Origin of the sequence: Arthrobacter sp. ZBG10 (assembly GCF_001238605.1) — a bacterium.
Classification (GTDB): Bacteria; Actinomycetota; Actinomycetes; order Actinomycetales; family Micrococcaceae; genus Arthrobacter.
In genome coordinates this window covers 16,441-33,731 of sequence record NZ_LFQH01000062.1, presented here as the reverse complement: position 1 = coordinate 33,731, position 17,291 = coordinate 16,441, and the positions used below count along the sequence as shown (strand labels likewise).

At 67.2% G+C, this 17,291-nt stretch carries 15 protein-coding genes and 1 tRNA gene; 9 read left to right on the top strand and 7 right to left on the bottom strand.

The window, feature by feature from the left end; all coding sequences use genetic code 11:
• Positions 1 to 22: 22 nt before the first annotated feature.
• Positions 23 to 190 (bottom strand): hypothetical protein, encoded by a 168-nt coding sequence (locus tag ACU18_RS19960; protein ID WP_164468841.1) that lies wholly within the window; start codon positions 188 to 190, stop codon positions 23 to 25.
• An 81-nt stretch (positions 191 to 271) separates the two neighbouring features.
• On the opposite strand from ACU18_RS19960, the gene ACU18_RS15080 reads away from it, so the two are divergent.
• Positions 272 to 1,240, top strand: coding sequence for a GlxA family transcriptional regulator (locus tag ACU18_RS15080; protein WP_050686824.1), 969 nt, complete (start codon positions 272 to 274; stop codon positions 1,238 to 1,240).
• A 9-nt stretch (positions 1,241 to 1,249) separates the two neighbouring features.
• Here the strand turns inward: ACU18_RS15080 and ACU18_RS15075 are convergent, their stop codons facing one another.
• The 6 genes from ACU18_RS15075 to ACU18_RS15050 form a co-directional block, all read right to left on the bottom strand.
• Positions 1,250 to 1,573, bottom strand: coding sequence for a protealysin inhibitor emfourin (locus ACU18_RS15075; protein WP_050686822.1), 324 nt, complete (start codon positions 1,571 to 1,573; stop codon positions 1,250 to 1,252).
• 60 nt (positions 1,574 to 1,633) lie between these two features.
• Positions 1,634 to 2,686: a M4 family metallopeptidase gene (locus ACU18_RS15070; RefSeq protein WP_050686820.1), complete on the bottom strand. Its 1,053-nt coding sequence runs from the start codon at positions 2,684 to 2,686 to the stop codon at positions 1,634 to 1,636.
• 141 nt (positions 2,687 to 2,827) lie between these two features.
• Positions 2,828 to 2,903, bottom strand: a tRNA-Arg gene (locus tag ACU18_RS15065).
• 111 nt (positions 2,904 to 3,014) lie between these two features.
• Complete coding sequence (locus tag ACU18_RS15060) at positions 3,015 to 4,559, bottom strand: ferredoxin--NADP reductase (protein WP_050686819.1); 1,545 nt, start codon at positions 4,557 to 4,559, stop codon at positions 3,015 to 3,017.
• A complete protein-coding gene (locus ACU18_RS15055; protein WP_050686818.1) occupies positions 4,556 to 5,428 on the bottom strand; it encodes an FAD:protein FMN transferase in 873 nt (290 codons plus the stop codon). The genes ACU18_RS15060 and ACU18_RS15055 overlap by 4 nt, the downstream gene beginning before the upstream one ends.
• Positions 5,429 to 5,431: 3 nt before the next feature.
• On the bottom strand, positions 5,432 to 5,920 hold the full coding sequence (locus ACU18_RS15050) for an FMN-binding protein (RefSeq protein ID WP_050686817.1): 489 nt from the start codon (positions 5,918 to 5,920) through the stop codon (positions 5,432 to 5,434).
• Between the two features lie 168 nt (positions 5,921 to 6,088).
• Between ACU18_RS15050 and argS the strand changes: the two genes are divergently transcribed.
• The 8 genes from argS (at position 6,089) to prmC (ending at position 17,291) form a co-directional block, all read left to right on the top strand.
• Entirely contained in the window at positions 6,089 to 7,738 is a 1,650-nt protein-coding gene (gene argS / locus ACU18_RS15045) for an arginine--tRNA ligase (protein ID WP_050686816.1), read from the top strand.
• A 5-nt stretch (positions 7,739 to 7,743) separates the two neighbouring features.
• Positions 7,744 to 9,207, top strand: coding sequence for a diaminopimelate decarboxylase (gene lysA, locus ACU18_RS15040; protein WP_050686815.1), 1,464 nt, complete (start codon positions 7,744 to 7,746; stop codon positions 9,205 to 9,207).
• Positions 9,208 to 10,524, top strand: a complete 1,317-nt coding sequence (locus ACU18_RS15035; RefSeq protein ID WP_050686814.1) for a homoserine dehydrogenase — start codon at positions 9,208 to 9,210, stop codon at positions 10,522 to 10,524.
• On the top strand, positions 10,525 to 11,631 hold the full coding sequence (thrC, locus tag ACU18_RS15030) for a threonine synthase (RefSeq protein ID WP_050686813.1): 1,107 nt from the start codon (positions 10,525 to 10,527) through the stop codon (positions 11,629 to 11,631).
• A 2-nt stretch (positions 11,632 to 11,633) separates the two neighbouring features.
• Positions 11,634 to 12,608, top strand: a complete 975-nt coding sequence (thrB, locus tag ACU18_RS15025; protein WP_050686812.1) for a homoserine kinase — start codon at positions 11,634 to 11,636, stop codon at positions 12,606 to 12,608.
• 299 nt (positions 12,609 to 12,907) lie between these two features.
• Positions 12,908 to 15,100 carry a transcription termination factor Rho gene (gene rho, locus ACU18_RS15020; RefSeq protein WP_050686810.1) on the top strand — a complete coding sequence of 731 codons (2,193 nt, stop codon included), beginning with the start codon at positions 12,908 to 12,910 and terminating at the stop codon, positions 15,098 to 15,100.
• Between the two features lie 232 nt (positions 15,101 to 15,332).
• Positions 15,333 to 16,406: a peptide chain release factor 1 gene (prfA, locus tag ACU18_RS15015; protein ID WP_050686808.1), complete on the top strand. Its 1,074-nt coding sequence runs from the start codon at positions 15,333 to 15,335 to the stop codon at positions 16,404 to 16,406.
• A gap of 12 nt (positions 16,407 to 16,418) precedes the next feature.
• Positions 16,419 to 17,291: a peptide chain release factor N(5)-glutamine methyltransferase gene (prmC, locus tag ACU18_RS15010; RefSeq protein WP_050686807.1), complete on the top strand. Its 873-nt coding sequence runs from the start codon at positions 16,419 to 16,421 to the stop codon at positions 17,289 to 17,291.

Sequence of the window (17,291 nt, the reverse complement as noted above, 5' to 3'; positions counted from 1 at the left end):
GGGCCGGTCCGGACCCCGGACGTCAGAAGAGGCGGCTGGTGTGGCTGGAACTGGGCAGTTCCAAGGCTGACCAGTCCAGGCGGGAGTCGATGCGGGGCAAGTGACCACGACCGTCGTGGAGGATCGCGGCAACCGTGGCTGCCACGACCAGGAGGACAGAAACGATGAGGATGCTGACGAAGATTTCCATGTCTTCATCGTGATCCCGGGCCGGCAGCAAAAACAGTGGCAGAAACGACCAAAAAGCGTGAATTACTGCCACACTGGAAATATGCTCAAAACAGTGGCAGTCATTGTGGTGTCCAACGTTTCGATGTTCGAGTTCGGCACCGCCTGCGAGGTGTTCGGCATCGACCGGTCCCGGCGGGGCAACGGCGTTCCCGCTTTCGATTTCCGGGTGTGCACGCCCGTCCCGGGCAGCGTGACACTCGAATCCGGGCTTTCCATGAATGTGGAGCTTGGCCTGGACGCCACCCTGGACGCCGACCTCGTCATCATGACCCCTTATGGCGGGGACGCGGAACTGCCGGAGCCGGTGCTCGCGGCCCTGCGCGCCGCAGATAAGAGGGGCGCCTGGGTGATGTCGATCTGCTCGGCTGTGTTCGCGCTTGCCAGGGCAGGGCTGCTGGCGGACCGGCGGTCCACCACGCATTGGCGGCATTCGCAGGAGCTGGCCACCTCCTATCCCGGCGTTGAGGTGGACGAAAACGTGCTCTACGTCCAGGACGGGAACATCATTTCCTCTGCCGGCACGGCTGCGGGAATCGATGCCTGCCTGCATCTTGTCCGGGTGGAACTCGGGGCCCAGGTGGCCGCCGCGATCGCCCGGGACATGGTGGTACCGCCACACCGGGACGGCGGCCAGGCCCAGTTCATCGAGCGGCCCATCCCCACCTGCGGCTCGGCACCCATGGCCGAACTCCTGCGCTGGATGGTGGGCAACCTGGACCGGGAACACTCCGTCAACGACCTTGCCGCCCAGGTGCACATGTCCGCCCGTACCTTTGCCCGCCGGTTCCGCTCGGAAACGGGCGCGACGCCCGCTGCCTGGCTGAATTCCCAGCGTGTGCTCCGTGCGCAGGAGCTGCTTGAGTCAACGGACCTGAACATCGACGAGGTGGCCAGGCAATCCGGTTTTGGCCACCCGGTGCTGCTGCGGCACCACTTCGCCAAGGTCCTCGATACCAGTCCGCAGTCCTACCGGCGGGCGTTCCGCGGCCAGCTGGCAGGCGTGGGCTGAGCGGACCACTCAGGCGGGGTCGGTACCCGGCTCGGCGCGGGCTTCTTCGGCGGCGGCCCGGGCGCTGTCCACCAGGATCCGCCACGGGCCGGTAACCGCCCGTTCCGGCAGGGCCGCACGCCGCTGGCCGGCGCGGATGGAGTAAATGAAACGGTCAGGCACGGCGTCTGAAAACGCCTGCGCTGCCGCGCGCGTGGTCCTGGGCACTGCGTCCCAGGGGCATGCCTCCACCAGAAACTGCCACTCGTTAATGGCTGTCTCGGACTGGGCCTCAACGGTCCAGACCCTGGTTATTGCCGCAATTCCGCCGGTCCGTTCCACACTGATCTTCATGGCCTGGTTCCTGGGTTCCTGCTGCCCCGCTGCCCGTCGCCGGGCCGCGGGGAGCTCCGTTTAGAGCTTGACCTTCACAGTTTCCCACGCCTTGGCCACGGCGTCATGCTCTGCTGAGCCGGCACCAAAAATTTCCACGGCGGACGCGGCGGTGGCACGGGCAAAAACACCGAATGTTGCCGTTGGTGGCAGGGAACCGCCTGTCAGGGTGTCGTACCAGATCCGGCCCGGGGCGTCCCAGGCGTTCCCGCCCAGCGCTTCGGCGACGAGGTAGAAGGCACGGTTGGGGATGCCGGAGTTGATGTGCACGCCGCCGTTGTCAGCGCTGGTGCGCACATACGTATCCATGGAGTCAGGCTGCGGATCCTTGCCCAGCACGTCGTCGTCGTACGCGGTACCCGGCGCCTTCATGGAACGCAGCGCAGTGCCCTGCACTTCGGGCGTAAAAAGGCCTTCGCCGATCAGCCAGCTGGCCTCTGCAGCGGACTGTTTTCCGACGTACTGTTCCACCAGGGCGCCAAAGACGTCCGACATCGACTCGTTCAGCGCGCCGGCCTGGTTACGGTATACCAAGGCGGCAGTGAACTGGGTGACGCCGTGCGCCAGTTCATGGCCGATCACGCTCAGGGACTTGGTGAACCGGTCAAAGACCTCGCCGTCACCGTCGCCGAAGACCATCTGGTTGCCGTCCCAGAAGGCGTTGTCATACAGCTTGCCAAAGTGGACCGTGGCATCCAGGCCCAGGCCGTTGCCGTCCACGGAGTTCCGGCCAAAAACGTCCGCGTAGAGCCGGTGGGTGGAGCCCAGCCCGGCGTAGGCCTCATCCTGGGCCAGGTCTCCGGTGTCCGGTTCGCCTTCCTTGCGGACCAGCTTCCCCGGCAGGACTTCAGCGTTGCCGGCGTCGTAGATGGTCCGGTTCACCGGCCCCGGAGCTGTCTGGCGCACGCCGGCCGGGCCGGCCGCTGCCGACCGGGTCCGGGCCGCCTGCACTGACCGGACATGGACCAGGGCTTCCCGGGCGGCCCGGGCCGCTGCGGAAAACTGCGGCGCATCCTGGCGCGCCAGCCGCCGCAGCAGATACGGCGGGACGATGGTGCAGAACGGCGTGTGCATGGCGTTACCTCCTGGAGTCGGTGGAACCAGACTACGAGGGGGTGCCGACAATCCAGTGCAGGCTCACCTGCCGGAAAACCGGACCGGTGGTGCACGGTGGGTTAAACAAAACCACCCCGGCAGGACCGGGGTGGTTTTGGCTGGTGCCCTCGATAGGATTCGAACCTACGACCTTCTGCTCCGGAGGCAGACGCTCTATCCCCTGAGCTACGAGGGCAATCCGGGGTTCCTGCCGTTTCCGGCGGGACGTCCTAGAGCTTAGCAGTAAGGTGGCCCGCAAGGAAAAACGGCCGCTGCGGGGGTGGTGTGGGGCACCTTCCGGCAGCCTTCAGTAGCCCGCGAACGAGTCCGTGTGGACGCGCCGGGCGCCGGCTGCCCTGGCCGCACGGCGCAGCGAGGCGACGCTGGCCGGTGAACCGGAGACGTAGACCTCCCGCGCCCCGATGTCAGGGACCAGCGCCTTGAGTGCTGCCGGGTCCAGCCGGGTGCCCCCGTTGGGTGTGCCGGCCAGGTCCGGGGGCGGCGCAGAACCGTCCGCCAGGTGGACCACCACACGCAGGCCCGAAGCGCGCAGCTCATCGGCATAGGCCACCTCGGCGGCGCTCCGGGCCAGCAGCAGCAGGACCGCGTCGCGGTCCCGCAGCCCGCCGGAGGACAGATGGGACAGGTACGGGGTGATGCCGATTCCTGCGGCAACCAGCAGCACCGGCTGCTGCCGGTTCCGGGGGAGGACAAAATCGCCGCCCACGGAGGTGGCGCGGAGCTTATCGCCGGGCTCCAGCGCCAGGAGGGCCTTCTTGGCGGCGGAGAGGGGACCGGCGGTCCGGACGCCGAAGGTTACCTGCCGCGCATCCGGTGCGCCCGTCAGGCTGAAGACCCGGCGCCGGCCCTTGCCGTCCGACTTGGCGTGCGGCAGGTCGAGCTCCATGTACTGGCCCGGCTGGAAACGTACCGGCCGGGCAGGGGTGAAGGAGAATTCGGTTGTGGTGGGCGTCAGCTGGCGGGTGCCTTCCAGCCGCAGCGTCACGCCGCCGCGCTGGCCCAGCATAAAGGCCAGCAGGTTACCCAGCAGCAACGCGGCCTCGGGGGAGTTGGCGAGGAAGCCGAAGTTGTACGGAACCGCAAAGACCACACCCACAACGGCAGCAAGTGCCAGCTGCTGCCAGCGGCGCGGCGGAAGGGTCAGCGGCTCCGTGAGCATAAAACCTACGAAGAAAAGCACCGGCCGTTGCGCCAGCGCCTGCCAGAGGCCCGTCCCGGCGCTCAAGCCGGCACGGACCAGCTCCACAGTGATGATGGACGTGGACGCCGCCACAAAAACGGCAGCCATCAGGGCTTTCCGGGTCCGGTACAGCACCAACAGGACGCCCGGGACCAGCAGGAACAGCATGGCTGGTGTGGCGGCCCACCAGGTGGCAATGTTCAGGCCGGTCAGGCCCGTGACGAAGGCGCCGGCGGCGGCGGGGTTGAAAACATGCCGGCCACGCCACGCCAGGGCATATTTGGAGGCGGAAGCCAGGACGCAGGCCAGCGCCACCCCTGCCACGTCCATCACCTGGAACGAGGGCCAGAACAGGAAATAGATCAGCAGGCCGGTGATCAGGGCGGACTCGGAGTGCGGCTGTACCCGGAACAGTGCGGCCAGGGCCCGGTTGGCGGTGTAGGTCAGCGCCAGGCACAGGACCAGGTGGGCCAGCATCTCGGGGATCCCGAAGGTGAGCCAGCCCAGGACATCCAGCAGCAGGCTGTAGGCCACCAGGACTGCAAGGACCAGGAGCACCAGCCGGTACATGGTGAGCCGGCCCAGGGCGGTGTCCACTGTGCCGGCAAGGGAAGGGGCAGGGCCCGCCTTGGGTGTTTCCACGGAACTCATGTGAACAGTTTCCCTTCAAAGTCGGCGGAGTGGGCGGCGCTGCCGTCGGAAAAGACGGTCAGCCAGGAAAAGTCGAATGACTCCTCAAGCGCAGGCCCGGGTGAAAAAAACAGTGCTGTGGCCAGGGCATCCGCCACCATTGCGGTCTCCGCCATGGCCCAGGTGGCCACGGCGGTCCGCACAGGCAGGCCGGTGGTGCCGTCCAGGACGTGGTGGAGCCCATCGCCCCACACCCGCCGGTTCGCGGCCGAGGCGCACAGGGACCGTCCCGCCAACTCCACCACCCCGATGGCCTGCCGGGGGTTGTAGGGATGTTCGAGGCCCACGCGGACGGTGCCCGGGCCGCGGGCCAGGAGGTCGCCGCTGCCATCAATCAGGAAGGCGTCGTGGCCCGCGGCAGTAAGGTCCGCGGCCAGCAGGTCCACCAGCAGCCCCTTGCCTGCTGCGCCGATATCCAGGACCACCGGCCCGTTGACGGTGAGGGTGGCGCCGGTCCAGTCCAGGCGGCCGTCCCAGGCCGGCGCCGGAAGGGCCGCGCCGGTTGGCTGCAGGGAGTACTGCGCGTCGTAGCCCAGGCGCTCCAGGCTGCTGCCGATCAGGGGCGTCATGGCACCCCCGGTGATCCGGTACAGCGTCCGATACAGTTCCCCCAGGGCTGAGGCCTCTGCGGGGAAGGTGTAGCTGCCCGCGGCCCGGGCCATGGCCGCCACCCGTGAGTCGTCCCGGAAACGGGACCACACGCCGTCGAACGTTTCCACCGTCGCCAGCAGCGCCGTCCGGAGGGGGCCGGACAGCGGGCGCGGCGTGGTGATTTCCCACTGCGTGCCGATGCCCGCAAAGGAAAATGCCGCGCCGTCCGCTGCCGGCACCGCCTACTTCGCCTCGGACTTGATCTGTTCCACTGCGTCGTTGAAACCGCCACTGGTCAGTGACGAGCCGGCCACCTTGGAGACGTTGAGGCCGTCAATGTCCTTACCCACAATCTGACCGGCGATACCACCGGCGAACTCACCCTGGAACTTGCGGGTGTTGGGGTTGGAAGGGTGCGTGGTGATCTGCACGTCCGTGACTTTGCCGGCCGCCAGAGTCAGCTCCACACCGACGGTCTCGGTCCCGTTGGGGGAGACATAGTTGCCGTCCGCGCTGTAGGTGCCGTCCTTGTAGGCGGAGGCGCCGCCGGATCCCGTGGTGGCCATCGAAGTGGATGACGTGCCCGTGGTGGGTGCGGCCGCCGGCGTCTCCGCGGCAGATGTGTTGGCGGGGTCGCCGCCGGAAGCGGCGGGCGCGCAGCCCGCCACGGCGCCGACCAGGGAAAGGCCTGCCATTCCGGCGTAAACGCCCTTGCGTACTGAGGGTCTCATGTGGGGCTCTCGTTTCGTCATTGGTTCATCCGGCGGTGGTTACTGTTATGTCAACGTCGGAGCAAGCCTATTGGTTCAGCCGGACCCGGTTGCCTCCATCACCTGCGGGCCCGCAACGGGTCCGCCGTAAGATTCTTTGCTGTCCCGGGCCCCCGGTAGGCTAGGAGGGTGACTCCCGAAGAACTCTCCCTCGCCATATCCGCCTGCCTGAAGGACGCCGTTGCTGCCGGCGAAATCAGCCTGGCAGCGTCAGCAGTGCCGGACGAGGTGCGCGTGGAGCGACCCAAGAACCGGGACCACGGCGACTGGGCCACCAACATCGCACTCCAGCTGGCCAAGCCCGCCGGAATGAACCCCCGCGATCTCGCCACCGTCCTCCGCACCCGCCTGGCCTCGATCGACGGCGTCTCCGCCGTGGACATCGCCGGACCGGGCTTCCTCAACATCACCGTCGACGCCGCCGCAGCCGGCGCCCTCGCCAAGGTGATTGTGGAGGCAGGCCGGACCTACGGCACCAACACCGCGCTCGCCGGCCACACCGTCAACATGGAGTTTGTTTCCGCGAACCCCACGGGCCCGCTGCATATCGGCCATACCCGCTGGGCCGCCCTCGGTGACGCCATTGCCCGCGTCCTGCGGGCCTCCGGCGCCCGGGTCACCACCGAGTACTACATCAACGACGCCGGCTCGCAGATGAACGTCTTTGCCAACTCCGTGTACTCGCGGCTGCATGGCCGCCCGGTACCCGAGGGCGGCTATCCCGGCCAGTACATCGCCGACCTGGGCCATGAAGTGCTCACCGTTCACCCGGACATCCGCGAACTCACCGAGGTGGCGGCCGTCCCCGTGATCCGGGCCGCGGCGTACAAGGCGCAGCTTAAGGACATCAAAACCACCCTTGCGGACTTCGGCGTCGAATTCGACGTCTACTTCTCCGAGCAGGAACTGCACGACGGCGGCGCGATCGAAAGTGCCGTGGCGCGCCTGCGCGAACAGGGTCACGTGTTCGACGACGGCGGCGCGGTCTGGCTGCGGACCACCGACTTCGGGGACGACAAGGACCGGGTGATGATCCGCGCGAACGGCGAGCCCACGTACTTCGCTGCGGACGCCGCGTATTACCTGTCCAAGAAGGACCGCGGTTTCCCGGAGAAGATTTACCTCCTGGGCGCCGACCACCACGGCTACATCAACCGGCTCAAGGCCATCGCCGCCTGCGCCGGGGACGATCCCGAGGCCAACATCGAGGTCCTGATCGGCCAGCTGGTCTCCGTCAACGGCGCCAAGCTGTCCAAGCGCGCCGGCAACATCATCGAGCTCAGGGACCTGGTCGACTGGCTGGGCAAGGACGCGGTGCGCTACTCGCTGGCCCGGTTCCCGGCCGATTCGCCGCTGACCCTTGACCCGGAACTGCTGAAGAAAAACAGCAACGAGAACCCGGTGTTCTACGTCCAGTACGCCCACGCACGGTCCCGCGGTGCTGCCCGCAACGCCGTGGCCGCCGGTGTTGACCGCTCCGTGTTTGAGGCCGCGCTGCTGGACCACACAACGGAAAACGAACTGCTCTCCCACCTGGGCAGCTACCCCTCCATCGTGGCCAAGGCCGCGGAACTGCGCGAACCGCACCGCGTGGCCCGGCACCTGGAACTCATCGCGGGCGCCTACCACCGCTGGTATGACGCCTGCCGGGTGGCCCCGATGGGGGAGGAACCGGTTACCGACGTGAACCGCACCCGCCTCTGGCTCAACGACGCCACCAGCCAGGTCCTGGCCAACGGCCTTGACCTGCTGGGCGTCTCCGCGCCGGAACGGATGTGACAGCGATGACCGCACAGGCCAATACCACCGCTTCACCGCTGGCACCCGAATGGTTGTCCGTTCCTGACGACCTCAACGTCCTGCATGAACCGCTGTGGGCCGGCGGCGTGCAGCGCAACGACCAGGGCGAAATTGCCGTGGCCGGCCTGCCCGTCTCGGCCCTCAAGGAACAGTTCGGCACCCCTCTGTTTGTCCTGGACGAGGCCGACTTCCGGTCCCGCGCCCGGTCCTTCAAAGACGCCTTCGACGCAGCCTTCGCGGACATCTGCGGCGGCGTGGACGTCTACTACGCCGGCAAGTCCTTCCTGTGCACCGCTGTAGTGAAGTGGGTTGAGGAGGAGGGCCTGCGCCTGGACACGGCTTCCGGCGGCGAGCTGGCTGTGGCCGCCCGCGCCGGCATCGCCGGGGACCGCGTGGCGCTGCACGGCAACAACAAGTCCGACGCCGAGATCACCCGCGCCCTGGACATGGGCCTGGGCCGGATCGTGGTGGACAGCCTGGCGGAACTGGTCCGCGTGGGCGCCATCGCCCAGGCGCGCGGCGAGCAGGCGAAGGTGATGCTCAGGCTCACCCCGGGCGTCCACGCCCACACCCACGAATTCATCGCCACTGCCCATGAGGACCAGAAGTTCGGCCTCTCCATGGCAGCTGACACCACGGAACAGGCAGGCCTTTCCGCCGCCGAGGAAGCGGTGGCAGCAGCCGCCGCGCACCCTGGGATCGACCTGCTGGGCCTGCACTGCCACATCGGCTCGCAGATCTTCGAACCGGACGGCTTTGCCGTGGCGGCGGAGAAGCTGCTCCGCTTCCTGGCCGCGATGCAGGAAAAATACGGCATCATGATGCCGGAGCTGGACCTCGGCGGAGGATACGGCATCGCCTACACGGCGGTGGATACCCCGCGCCCCCCGGCGGAAATCGCAGCGGCGATGGCCGCCGTCGTGCGTTCCACCTGCGCGGAGCTGGGCATCACGGCACCCCGGATCTCCATTGAACCGGGACGGGCGATCGTGGGCAGCACCACCTTCACGCTGTACGAGGTGGGCACCCTCAAGACGGTCAGGGTCGACGCGCCCGCCGGCACCGACGCCGGAAACGTTACGTATCCGCGCCGGTATGTTTCGGTGGACGGCGGCATGAGCGACAACGCCCGCCCGGTGCTTTACGACGCGGATTACTCGGCTGTCCTGGCCGGCCGAACCTCCGCCGCCGCCCCGGAACTGTCCCGCGTGGTGGGCAAACATTGCGAGAGCGGCGACATAGTTGTTAGAGATGTATATCTGCCCGGGGACGTGGCAGCCGGTGATTTGCTTGCAGTACCGGGGACCGGCGCCTACTGCTGGGCCCTGTCGAGCAACTACAACTATCTGGCCCGGCCGGGCGTTGTCGCGGTGCGCGACGGATCTGCCCGGCTGATTGTCCGCGGGGAAACCGAAGAAGATCTGCTGAACCGCGACATGGGAGCCTGAATGACGGAAATGCGAACCCTGAAGGTGGCCCTCCTGGGCTGCGGCAACGTTGGGGCACAGGTGGCGCGGATTCTCCTTGAGGACGCCGACGCTCTGGCCGCCCGGACCGGAGCCCGCCTTCAGCTCAGCGGGATCGCCGTCCGCAACGTTAACTCCAAGCGCGACGTCGACCTGCCCCAGGACCTTTTCACCACGGACGCCGAGACCCTGGTCAAGGACGCCGACCTGGTCATCGAACTTATGGGCGGCATCGAGCCGGCCCGCACGCTGATCCTCGCTGCACTCAGCAACGGCGCGTGCGTGGTCACGGGCAACAAGGCCCTGCTGGCCCAGGACGGCCCCACCCTATACGAGGAAGCCGACAAAGCAGGCGTCCAGCTCTCCTATGAGGCCGCGGTGGCCGGTGCGATCCCCATCCTGCGCCCCATCCGCGACAGCCTGTCCGGTGACCGCATCACCCGCGTGCTGGGAATCGTCAACGGCACCACCAACTTCATCCTGGACCAGATGGATTCCACGGGCGCCCAGTTCGCCGACGCCCTGGCCGAAGCCCAGCGCCTGGGCTACGCGGAAGCGGACCCCACCGCTGACGTTGAAGGCCACGACGCCGCCGCGAAGGCCGCGATCCTGGCCTCCCTGTCCTTCCACACCCGCTTTGCCCTGGAAAACGTGCACTGTGAAGGCATCACCGCAGTCAGCGCCGCGGACATCGCCGCGGCCAAGGACGCCGGTTTTGTCATCAAGCTGCTGGCCATCGCGGAGAAGCTTGCGGACGCGGACGGAAACGACGGTGTCTCGGTGCGGGTGCACCCCACCCTGCTGCCCCGCGAACACCCGCTGGCAGCCGTCCGCGGAGCCTTCAACGCCGTGTTCATCGAAGCCGAGAACGCCGGCGAACTGATGTTCTACGGCCAGGGTGCCGGCGGCACGCCCACGGCTTCCGCCGTCCTGGGCGACCTGGTGTCCGCGGCGCGGCGCCTGGTCCTGGGCGGTCCGGGCCGCACCGAGACCACTACCGGCCACGTCCCGGCGCTGCCCATCACCGCAGCGTCCACCAGTTACTACATCGGCCTGGACGTGGCTGACCAGCCCGGCGTCCTGGCCCGGATCGCGCAGCTTTTTGCGGAGCACGGCGTGTCCATCGAAACCATGCGCCAGACCATCCACCGCAACGCCGATTCCTCCGTGGAATCCGCCGAGCTGCGGATTGTCACCCACCGCGCATCAGAGGCTGCACTTGCAGCCACCGTCGAGGCCGTCAAGGGCCTGGACGTCATCAACTCAGTTACATCCGTTCTTCGGGTAGAAGGAGTCTAAGTGGCTCACCAATGGCGCGGCGTTATCCGCGAATACGCTGACCGTTTGCCCGTCACGGAAGCCACCCGGGTCATCACCCTGGGCGAAGGCGGAACGCCGCTGGTGCCTGCACAGGCGCTCTCCGAACTCACAGGCTCAAAGGTCTACCTCAAGGTGGAGGGCATGAACCCCACCGGATCCTTCAAGGACCGTGGCATGACCATGGCCATGACAGCCGCTGTGGAAGCCGGCGCCAAGGCCGTGGTGTGCGCCTCCACGGGCAACACGTCCGCCTCTGCCGCCGCGTACGCGACCGCTGCAGGGTTGAAGTGCGCCGTCCTGGTGCCCGAGGGCAAGATCTCCATGGGCAAACTGAGCCAGGCGATCGCCCACGGTGCCACCCTCCTGCAGGTGGACGGCAACTTCGATAACTGCCTGGACATCGCCCGGAAGCTGGGGGAGTCCTACCCCGTGTTCCTGGTGAACTCCGTCAACCCGGCCCGCATCCAGGGCCAGAAGACCGGCGCCTTCGAAATTGTGGATTCCCTGGGCGACGCCCCGGACATCCACGTCCTGCCCGTCGGCAACGCCGGCAACATCACCGCCTACTGGAAGGGCTACAAGGAGTACTCCGCGCCCTTCGAGTCCGCGACGGCCGGCACCCTGCCCGCAGTGTCCACCAGGACTCCTGTTATGTGGGGCTTCCAGGCCGCCGGTGCCGCCCCGTTTGTGGCCGGCCACCCCATCACGGAACCCGACACCATCGCCACCGCCATCCGGATCGGCAACCCTGCTTCGTGGGACGGCGCCATCAACGCCCGCGACGAATCCGGCGGACTGATCGACGCCGTCACCGACGACGAGATCCTGGCGGCCCACCGCTGGCTTTCCGCCCGCGAGGGTGTTTTTGTGGAACCTGGTTCCGCCGCAGGCGTGGCCGGGCTGCTGAAGAAGCACGCCGCCGGCGAGGTACCCGCGGGCAAAACCATCGTTATCACCGTCACCGGCCACGGCCTCAAGGATCCCCAGTGGGCACTGCGCACCGAGGACGGCAGCGATGTGCAGCCGGTCAAGGTGTCCAACGACGTTGTCACTGTCGCCGCTGAACTGGGACTGGAAGAAAAGTAACCTTGGAAACCACCTCACAGGCCGTGGCCGCACTGGAGCTCATCGAGTCCGGCCAGCGTGTCACGGTCCGGGTCCCCGGCACCTCCGCCAACCTCGGACCCGGCTATGACAGCCTGGGCCTGGCGCTGGCACTGCACGATACCCTCACCGTTGAAAGCCTGGACACGGACGAACTCCTGTTCGAGCTCACCGGTGAGGGTGCAGAGACGCTGCCCCGCGACGCCAGCCACCTGGTGGTTCGGGCCATCGATGCCGCCCTCGAGCGCTTGGGCTTCCGCCGCCGGGGCCTGCGGGTGACGGCGCAGAACGTCAACCCGCACGGCCGCGGCCTTGGCTCCTCGGCGTCAGCGGTGGTGGCGGCCGTGACGGCGGCCAACGCGATGGTGCCGACGGCGAGCAGCCGCGGCAAAAATTGGATCCTGCAGCTGACCAGTGAGCTGGAGGGCCACCCGGACAACGTCGCACCCGCCATTTTCGGCGGATTGGCGCTGTCATGGCAGGACAGTGACCGGTACAGCACTACCTGCGCCACGGTGGCCGGATCTGTCATCCCCATTGTTGCCGTGCCGGACTACGAATTGTCCACGGAAGCGGCGAGGGCCTTGCTGCCTGCCTCGGTGGGCCACCATGCGGCGGCCATGAACTCCGGGCGCGCGGCCCTGCTGATCCACGCGCTCACCGCGGATCCGGAACTGCTGTTCCCAGGCACCGAGGACTACCTGCACCAGAGCTACCGCGCCGAGGCCATGCGCCCCAGCGCCGCGCTCATCACCGCCCTGCGCCGGGCGGGGCACGCAGCAGTGGTTTCCGGAGCAGGCCCCACCGTGCTGGTCCTGGCTAACGGCGAGGTTGAGGCCGCCGCCGTGCTGGCCTCGATTGAGGCGTTCACGGCCGCCAACACGCCGGAAATCGGCTGGCGGGTGCTGAAGCTGGCTGTGGACGTTGAAGGTGCTAAGGTGGACATGCACCGGCGGTAATTGACGCCTGTTGATCCGTTTTTGCAGTTCCTTGCCATTGGATCTTTTACTGCGCAATCGATGCCGGTGCCGCCTGCTTGGTCTGTCGCAGGAATCTGCAGCATTTCAACTGCCCCTGACGCGTCAGTCCGGCGGTCCGCACTGAGCGGAGCGCAAGGTGTATCTGTTACCGGCCCTGCTGGCCACAAAAGACAACCGGCAAGGCCGAAAATATCCGGCTGCAGATCTGAACTGCAGCCCAGATCAAATCATCGCGTCCAGCTCCCAGTCCGGACGCCGTCGAGGGGGAAGGATCCTTCGTGACCGAAACCACTGAGCTGTTGCCAGCTGTGGAAACATCATCTTCTGCAGCCGAAACATCGGCTGCACCCGCCAAGAGCAGCGGCCTGGCCGGCCTTAAGCTGGCCCAGCTGCAGGCTCTTGCCAGCCAGCTCGGCATTTCCGGCGGTTCCCGCATGCGCAAGGGGGACCTGGTCACGGCCATTTCCGCCCACCGCGCAGGCACACCCATGGTGAAGGCCCCTGCCAAGGCGGCAGAGAAGCCGGCCGTGGCCACCGCCCCCGAGGTTGTTGCCGTGCCGGAAGCCGAGGCTCCTGCAGCCGACGCCACCCGGGCCCGCCGGGGCCGCAGCCGCCGTGCCGGAAGCGACGGCGTCATCAGCCCCGCAGCCGAGCCGGCCGCTGCCGAGGCCGCTGCAGCTCCCGCCGCCACGGAAGCGGCACCTGCCGCTGCCGCGCCGGAAGCAACGGACGGCGCCGAGCGCCGCCAGCCGCGCACCCGCAACCGCCGCCGCGGCGAAGCGGCCGCGACAGCAAGCCAGGAGACCGCCGCCGAAACCGCGCCGGAGCAGCCCGCCGCTGAGCAGCGCACCGAAGCACCGGTTGAAGCCGCCGAAGCCGGCCAGCGCGGCGACCGCCGCGAGGGCGTCCGCACCCGCAGCACACGCGAGAGCGCTGCCCGCGAGAGCGCCAGCCGTGACAACGCTGCACGTGAGAGCGCTATGCGCGACAATGCCGCACGCGACAACGCCGCACGGGACAACGCCGAGGCAGGCCGGGACAATGCCGGCAGCCGCGACGCAGGCCAGCGCGAAGCCACCCGCCGCGATGACAACGATGAGAGCGACGGCGGCAGCCGCCGTAACCGCCGTAACCGCCGTGACCGCAACGAACGCCCCGAGCGTAACGACCGGAACGAGCGCACTGACCGCTCCGCGGGCCAGGACCGGGACGCCAACTCCCGCAACGACCGTTTCCGGGACCGCAACGACCGCCGTCGCGACCGTACCCAGGGACCCGATGTCGACGACATCGAAATCACCGAAGACGATGTGCTGCTGCCCGTTGCCGGCATCCTGGACGTCCTGGAGAACTACGCGTTCATCCGCACCTCCGGCTACCTGCCCGGCCCCAACGACGTTTACGTCTCGCTGGCCCAGGTCAAGAAGTACAACCTGCGCAAGGGTGACGCCGTCGTAGGCGCCATCCGTGCCCCCCGCGACGGCGAGGACCGCAGCCAGCAGTCCGCGCGCCAGAAGTTCAACGCGCTGGTCCGGGTCACCTCCGTGAACGGTAAGACCCCGGAAGAGCTCAAGGACCGCGTCGAGTTCGCGAAACTGGTTCCGCTCTACCCGTCCGAGCGCCTGCGCCTGGAAACCGATCCCAAAAAGATCGGCCCGCGTGTCATCGACCTTGTGGCCCCAATCGGCAAGGGCCAGCGCGGCCTGATTGTCTCCCCGCCCAAGGCCGGCAAGACGCTTATCCTTCAGTCCATCGCCAACGCGATCACCACCAACAATCCTGAGGTCCACCTCATGATGGTGCTGGTGGACGAACGGCCTGAAGAAGTCACCGACATGCAGCGCACCGTCAAGGGTGAGGTCATTGCCTCCACCTTCGACCGCCCCGCTGACGACCACACCACCGTGGCTGAACTGTCGATCGAACGCGCCAAGCGCCTCGTGGAAATGGGCATGGACGTGGTGGTCCTCCTGGATTCCATGACCCGCCTGGGCCGCGCCTACAACCTGGCAGCACCGGCCTCCGGCCGCATACTGTCCGGTGGCGTCGATTCCGCAGCCCTGTACCCGCCGAAGCGCTTCTTCGGTGCAGCCCGCAACATCGAAAACGGCGGCTCGCTGACCATCCTGGCAACGGCCCTCGTGGAGACCGGCTCCAAGATGGACGAGGTCATTTTCGAGGAGTTCAAGGGCACCGGCAACATGGAGCTCCGGCTTTCCCGCCAGCTGGCCGACAAGCGCATCTTCCCCGCCGTGGACGTCAACGCGTCCGGAACCCGCCGCGAGGAAAACCTGCTTTCCGCCGAGGAAGTCAAGATCATGTGGAAGCTGCGCCGGGTCCTCTCCGGTCTCGAAACGCAGCAGAGCCTTGAACTGCTGACCAACAAGATCCGGGAGACCCAGAGCAACGTCGAGTTCCTGATGCAGATTCAGAAGACGACGCTGGGCAGCAAGTCGGATAACGACAAGTAGCTGGGTTCACCGCTAGATTCTGGCGGTCCCGCGCGCCAACGCCGCACGGATTTTCCGCCCCCGCCCCTCCGCCGGGTGGCTTACGATCTACGATCGCAAGCCACCCGGCTTCGGCAGGCCCGATGCCACTCCCGGGGCGGAAAATCCGTGCGGCTTCGTCGTTAAGTCGCCAGCAGCGGTCAAGTTAATGGTGTCGTTACTAGACTTGTGAGAGTCGAAAGAGGTTTTGAAAATGTTTGAGTCCGTACAGGGCCTGCTTGATGAGCATGATGCCATCCAGGCGCAGCTTGGGGATCCCGCTGTTTATGCTGACCAGCGGCTGGCCCGGAAGCTGGGGCGGCGGTCCGCGCAGCTTAACGGCATCGTGGAGGCTTACCACCGGTGGGAGGGCATCAGCGATGACCTTTCCGCAGCCCGGGAAATGGCCGCCGAGGACCCTGAGTTTGCCGCCGAGGTACCCGAGCTGGAGGCTGCGCTGGAAGTTGCGGCCGCCAAGCTCACGCGGCTGCTGATCCCGCGTGACCCGGACGACGCACGCAACGTGATCCTTGAAGTCAAGGGTGGCGAGGGTGGCGACGAGGCTGCCCTGTTCGCAGCGGACCTGCTGCGGATGTACACCCGCTACGCCGAGTCCCGCGGCTGGAAGACGGAGATCATCTCCGCCACCGAGTCGGACCTGGGCGGTTACAAGGATGTCCAGGTTGCCGTCAAGGGCAGCTCCAATGATCCCGCTGAAGGCGTCTTCGCCCGGCTGAAGTTCGAGGGCGGCGTCCACCGCGTCCAGCGGGTTCCCGTCACGGAGTCCCAGGGCCGGATCCACACGTCCGCAGCCGGTGTGCTGGTCCTTCCCGAAGTGGACGAGCCCGAGGAACTGGACATCAACCAGAACGACCTAAAAATCGACGTGTACCGGTCGTCGGGCCCCGGTGGACAGTCCGTTAACACCACGGACTCCGCTGTCCGCATTACCCACCTGCCCACCGGCATTGTGGTGGCCATGCAGAACGAAAAGTCCCAGCTGCAGAACCGCGAGGCAGGCATGCGTGTGCTCCGTGCCCGGATCCTGGCCCACCAGCAGGAGATCATCGACGCCGAGAACTCCGCGCAGCGCAAATCGCAGATCCGCACCATGGACCGATCGGAGCGCATCCGCACCTACAACTACCCGGAAAACCGGATCGCCGACCACCGAACGGGCTACAAGGCCTACAACCTTGACCAGGTGATGAACGGTGACCTGGAGTCTGTGATCCAGTCCGCCATCGAGATGGACGAACAGGCGCGCCTGGACGCCATCGGCGACTAGTCCACTTCCGCGATGACCATCGGGCCCGACCAAACGCTCGCCGCCGCCGTCAGTGAGGCCACCCGGATACTGGCGGCGGCTGGCGTCCCCAGCCCCCGCGTGGACGCAGAACTCCTCGCCGACCACCTCCTCAACGTCGGCCTGGGCCGGCTGCGGGCCTTGCTGTTGGGCGACACCCCGGCGCCTGATGGCTATGCGGCGCTGATCGCGGAGCGTGCCTCCCGGGTTCCCCTGCAGCACATCACGGGAGTGGCTTACTTCCGCTACCTGGAACTGGCGGTTGGTCCCGGCGTGTTCATTCCGCGCCCCGAAACCGAATCCGTGGTCCAGTTGGTGATTGACCACATCCGGGACGTCGCTCATCCTCGTGTGGTGGACCTGGGCACGGGCTCCGGTGCGATCGCGGGATCCATCGCCGCGGAAGTCCCCGCTGCCGAAGTCCACGCCGTGGAATACAGCGCATTTGCCCACGCGTGGGCAGCAAGGAACCTCGAGCCCCTGGGAGTGAACCTGGTGCAGGGCGACCTGCGCACGGCCCTCCCGGAGCTGAACGGCACGTTTGACGTGGTGGTCTCCAACCCGCCCTATATTCCGGCGGAAGCCGTCCCGAACGAACCTGAAGTGGCGTTGCACGATCCGCCGGAAGCGCTGTACGGCGGCGGCGCGGACGGCATGGAGCTTCCGACGGCGGCCGCTGCCTCCGCTGCCCGGCTGCTGCGGCCGGGCGGCTACTTTGTGATGGAGCATGCGGAGGTCCAGTCAGGGTGGATTGCCGCCATGCTGGCCCGGCAGGGGTCCTGGACCGGCATCACGTCCCATCAGGACCTGAACGGCAAGGACCGCGCCACCACCGCCTTTTTGGCGGATCCTCCCAGTTTGGAATGA

Bases quoted from the DNA above. Each gene is read 5' to 3' on its own strand.
- prfA (WP_050686808.1), top strand. From the start codon at position 15,333: ATGTTTGAGTCCGTACAGGGCCTGCTTGATGAGCATGATGCCATCCAG.
- ACU18_RS15070 (WP_050686820.1), bottom strand. From the start codon at position 2,686: ATGCACACGCCGTTCTGCACCATCGTCCCGCCGTATCTGCTGCGGCGG.
- ACU18_RS15075 (WP_050686822.1), bottom strand. From the start codon at position 1,573: ATGAAGATCAGTGTGGAACGGACCGGCGGAATTGCGGCAATAACCAGG.
- ACU18_RS15080 (WP_050686824.1), top strand. From the start codon at position 272: ATGCTCAAAACAGTGGCAGTCATTGTGGTGTCCAACGTTTCGATGTTC.
- ACU18_RS19960 (WP_164468841.1), bottom strand. From the start codon at position 190: ATGGAAATCTTCGTCAGCATCCTCATCGTTTCTGTCCTCCTGGTCGTG.
- ACU18_RS15035 (WP_050686814.1), top strand. From the start codon at position 9,208: ATGACGGAAATGCGAACCCTGAAGGTGGCCCTCCTGGGCTGCGGCAAC.
- prmC (WP_050686807.1), top strand. From the start codon at position 16,419: ATGACCATCGGGCCCGACCAAACGCTCGCCGCCGCCGTCAGTGAGGCC.
- lysA (WP_050686815.1), top strand. From the start codon at position 7,744: ATGACCGCACAGGCCAATACCACCGCTTCACCGCTGGCACCCGAATGG.
- ACU18_RS15060 (WP_050686819.1), bottom strand. From the start codon at position 4,559: ATGAGTTCCGTGGAAACACCCAAGGCGGGCCCTGCCCCTTCCCTTGCC.
- ACU18_RS15050 (WP_050686817.1), bottom strand. From the start codon at position 5,920: ATGAGACCCTCAGTACGCAAGGGCGTTTACGCCGGAATGGCAGGCCTT.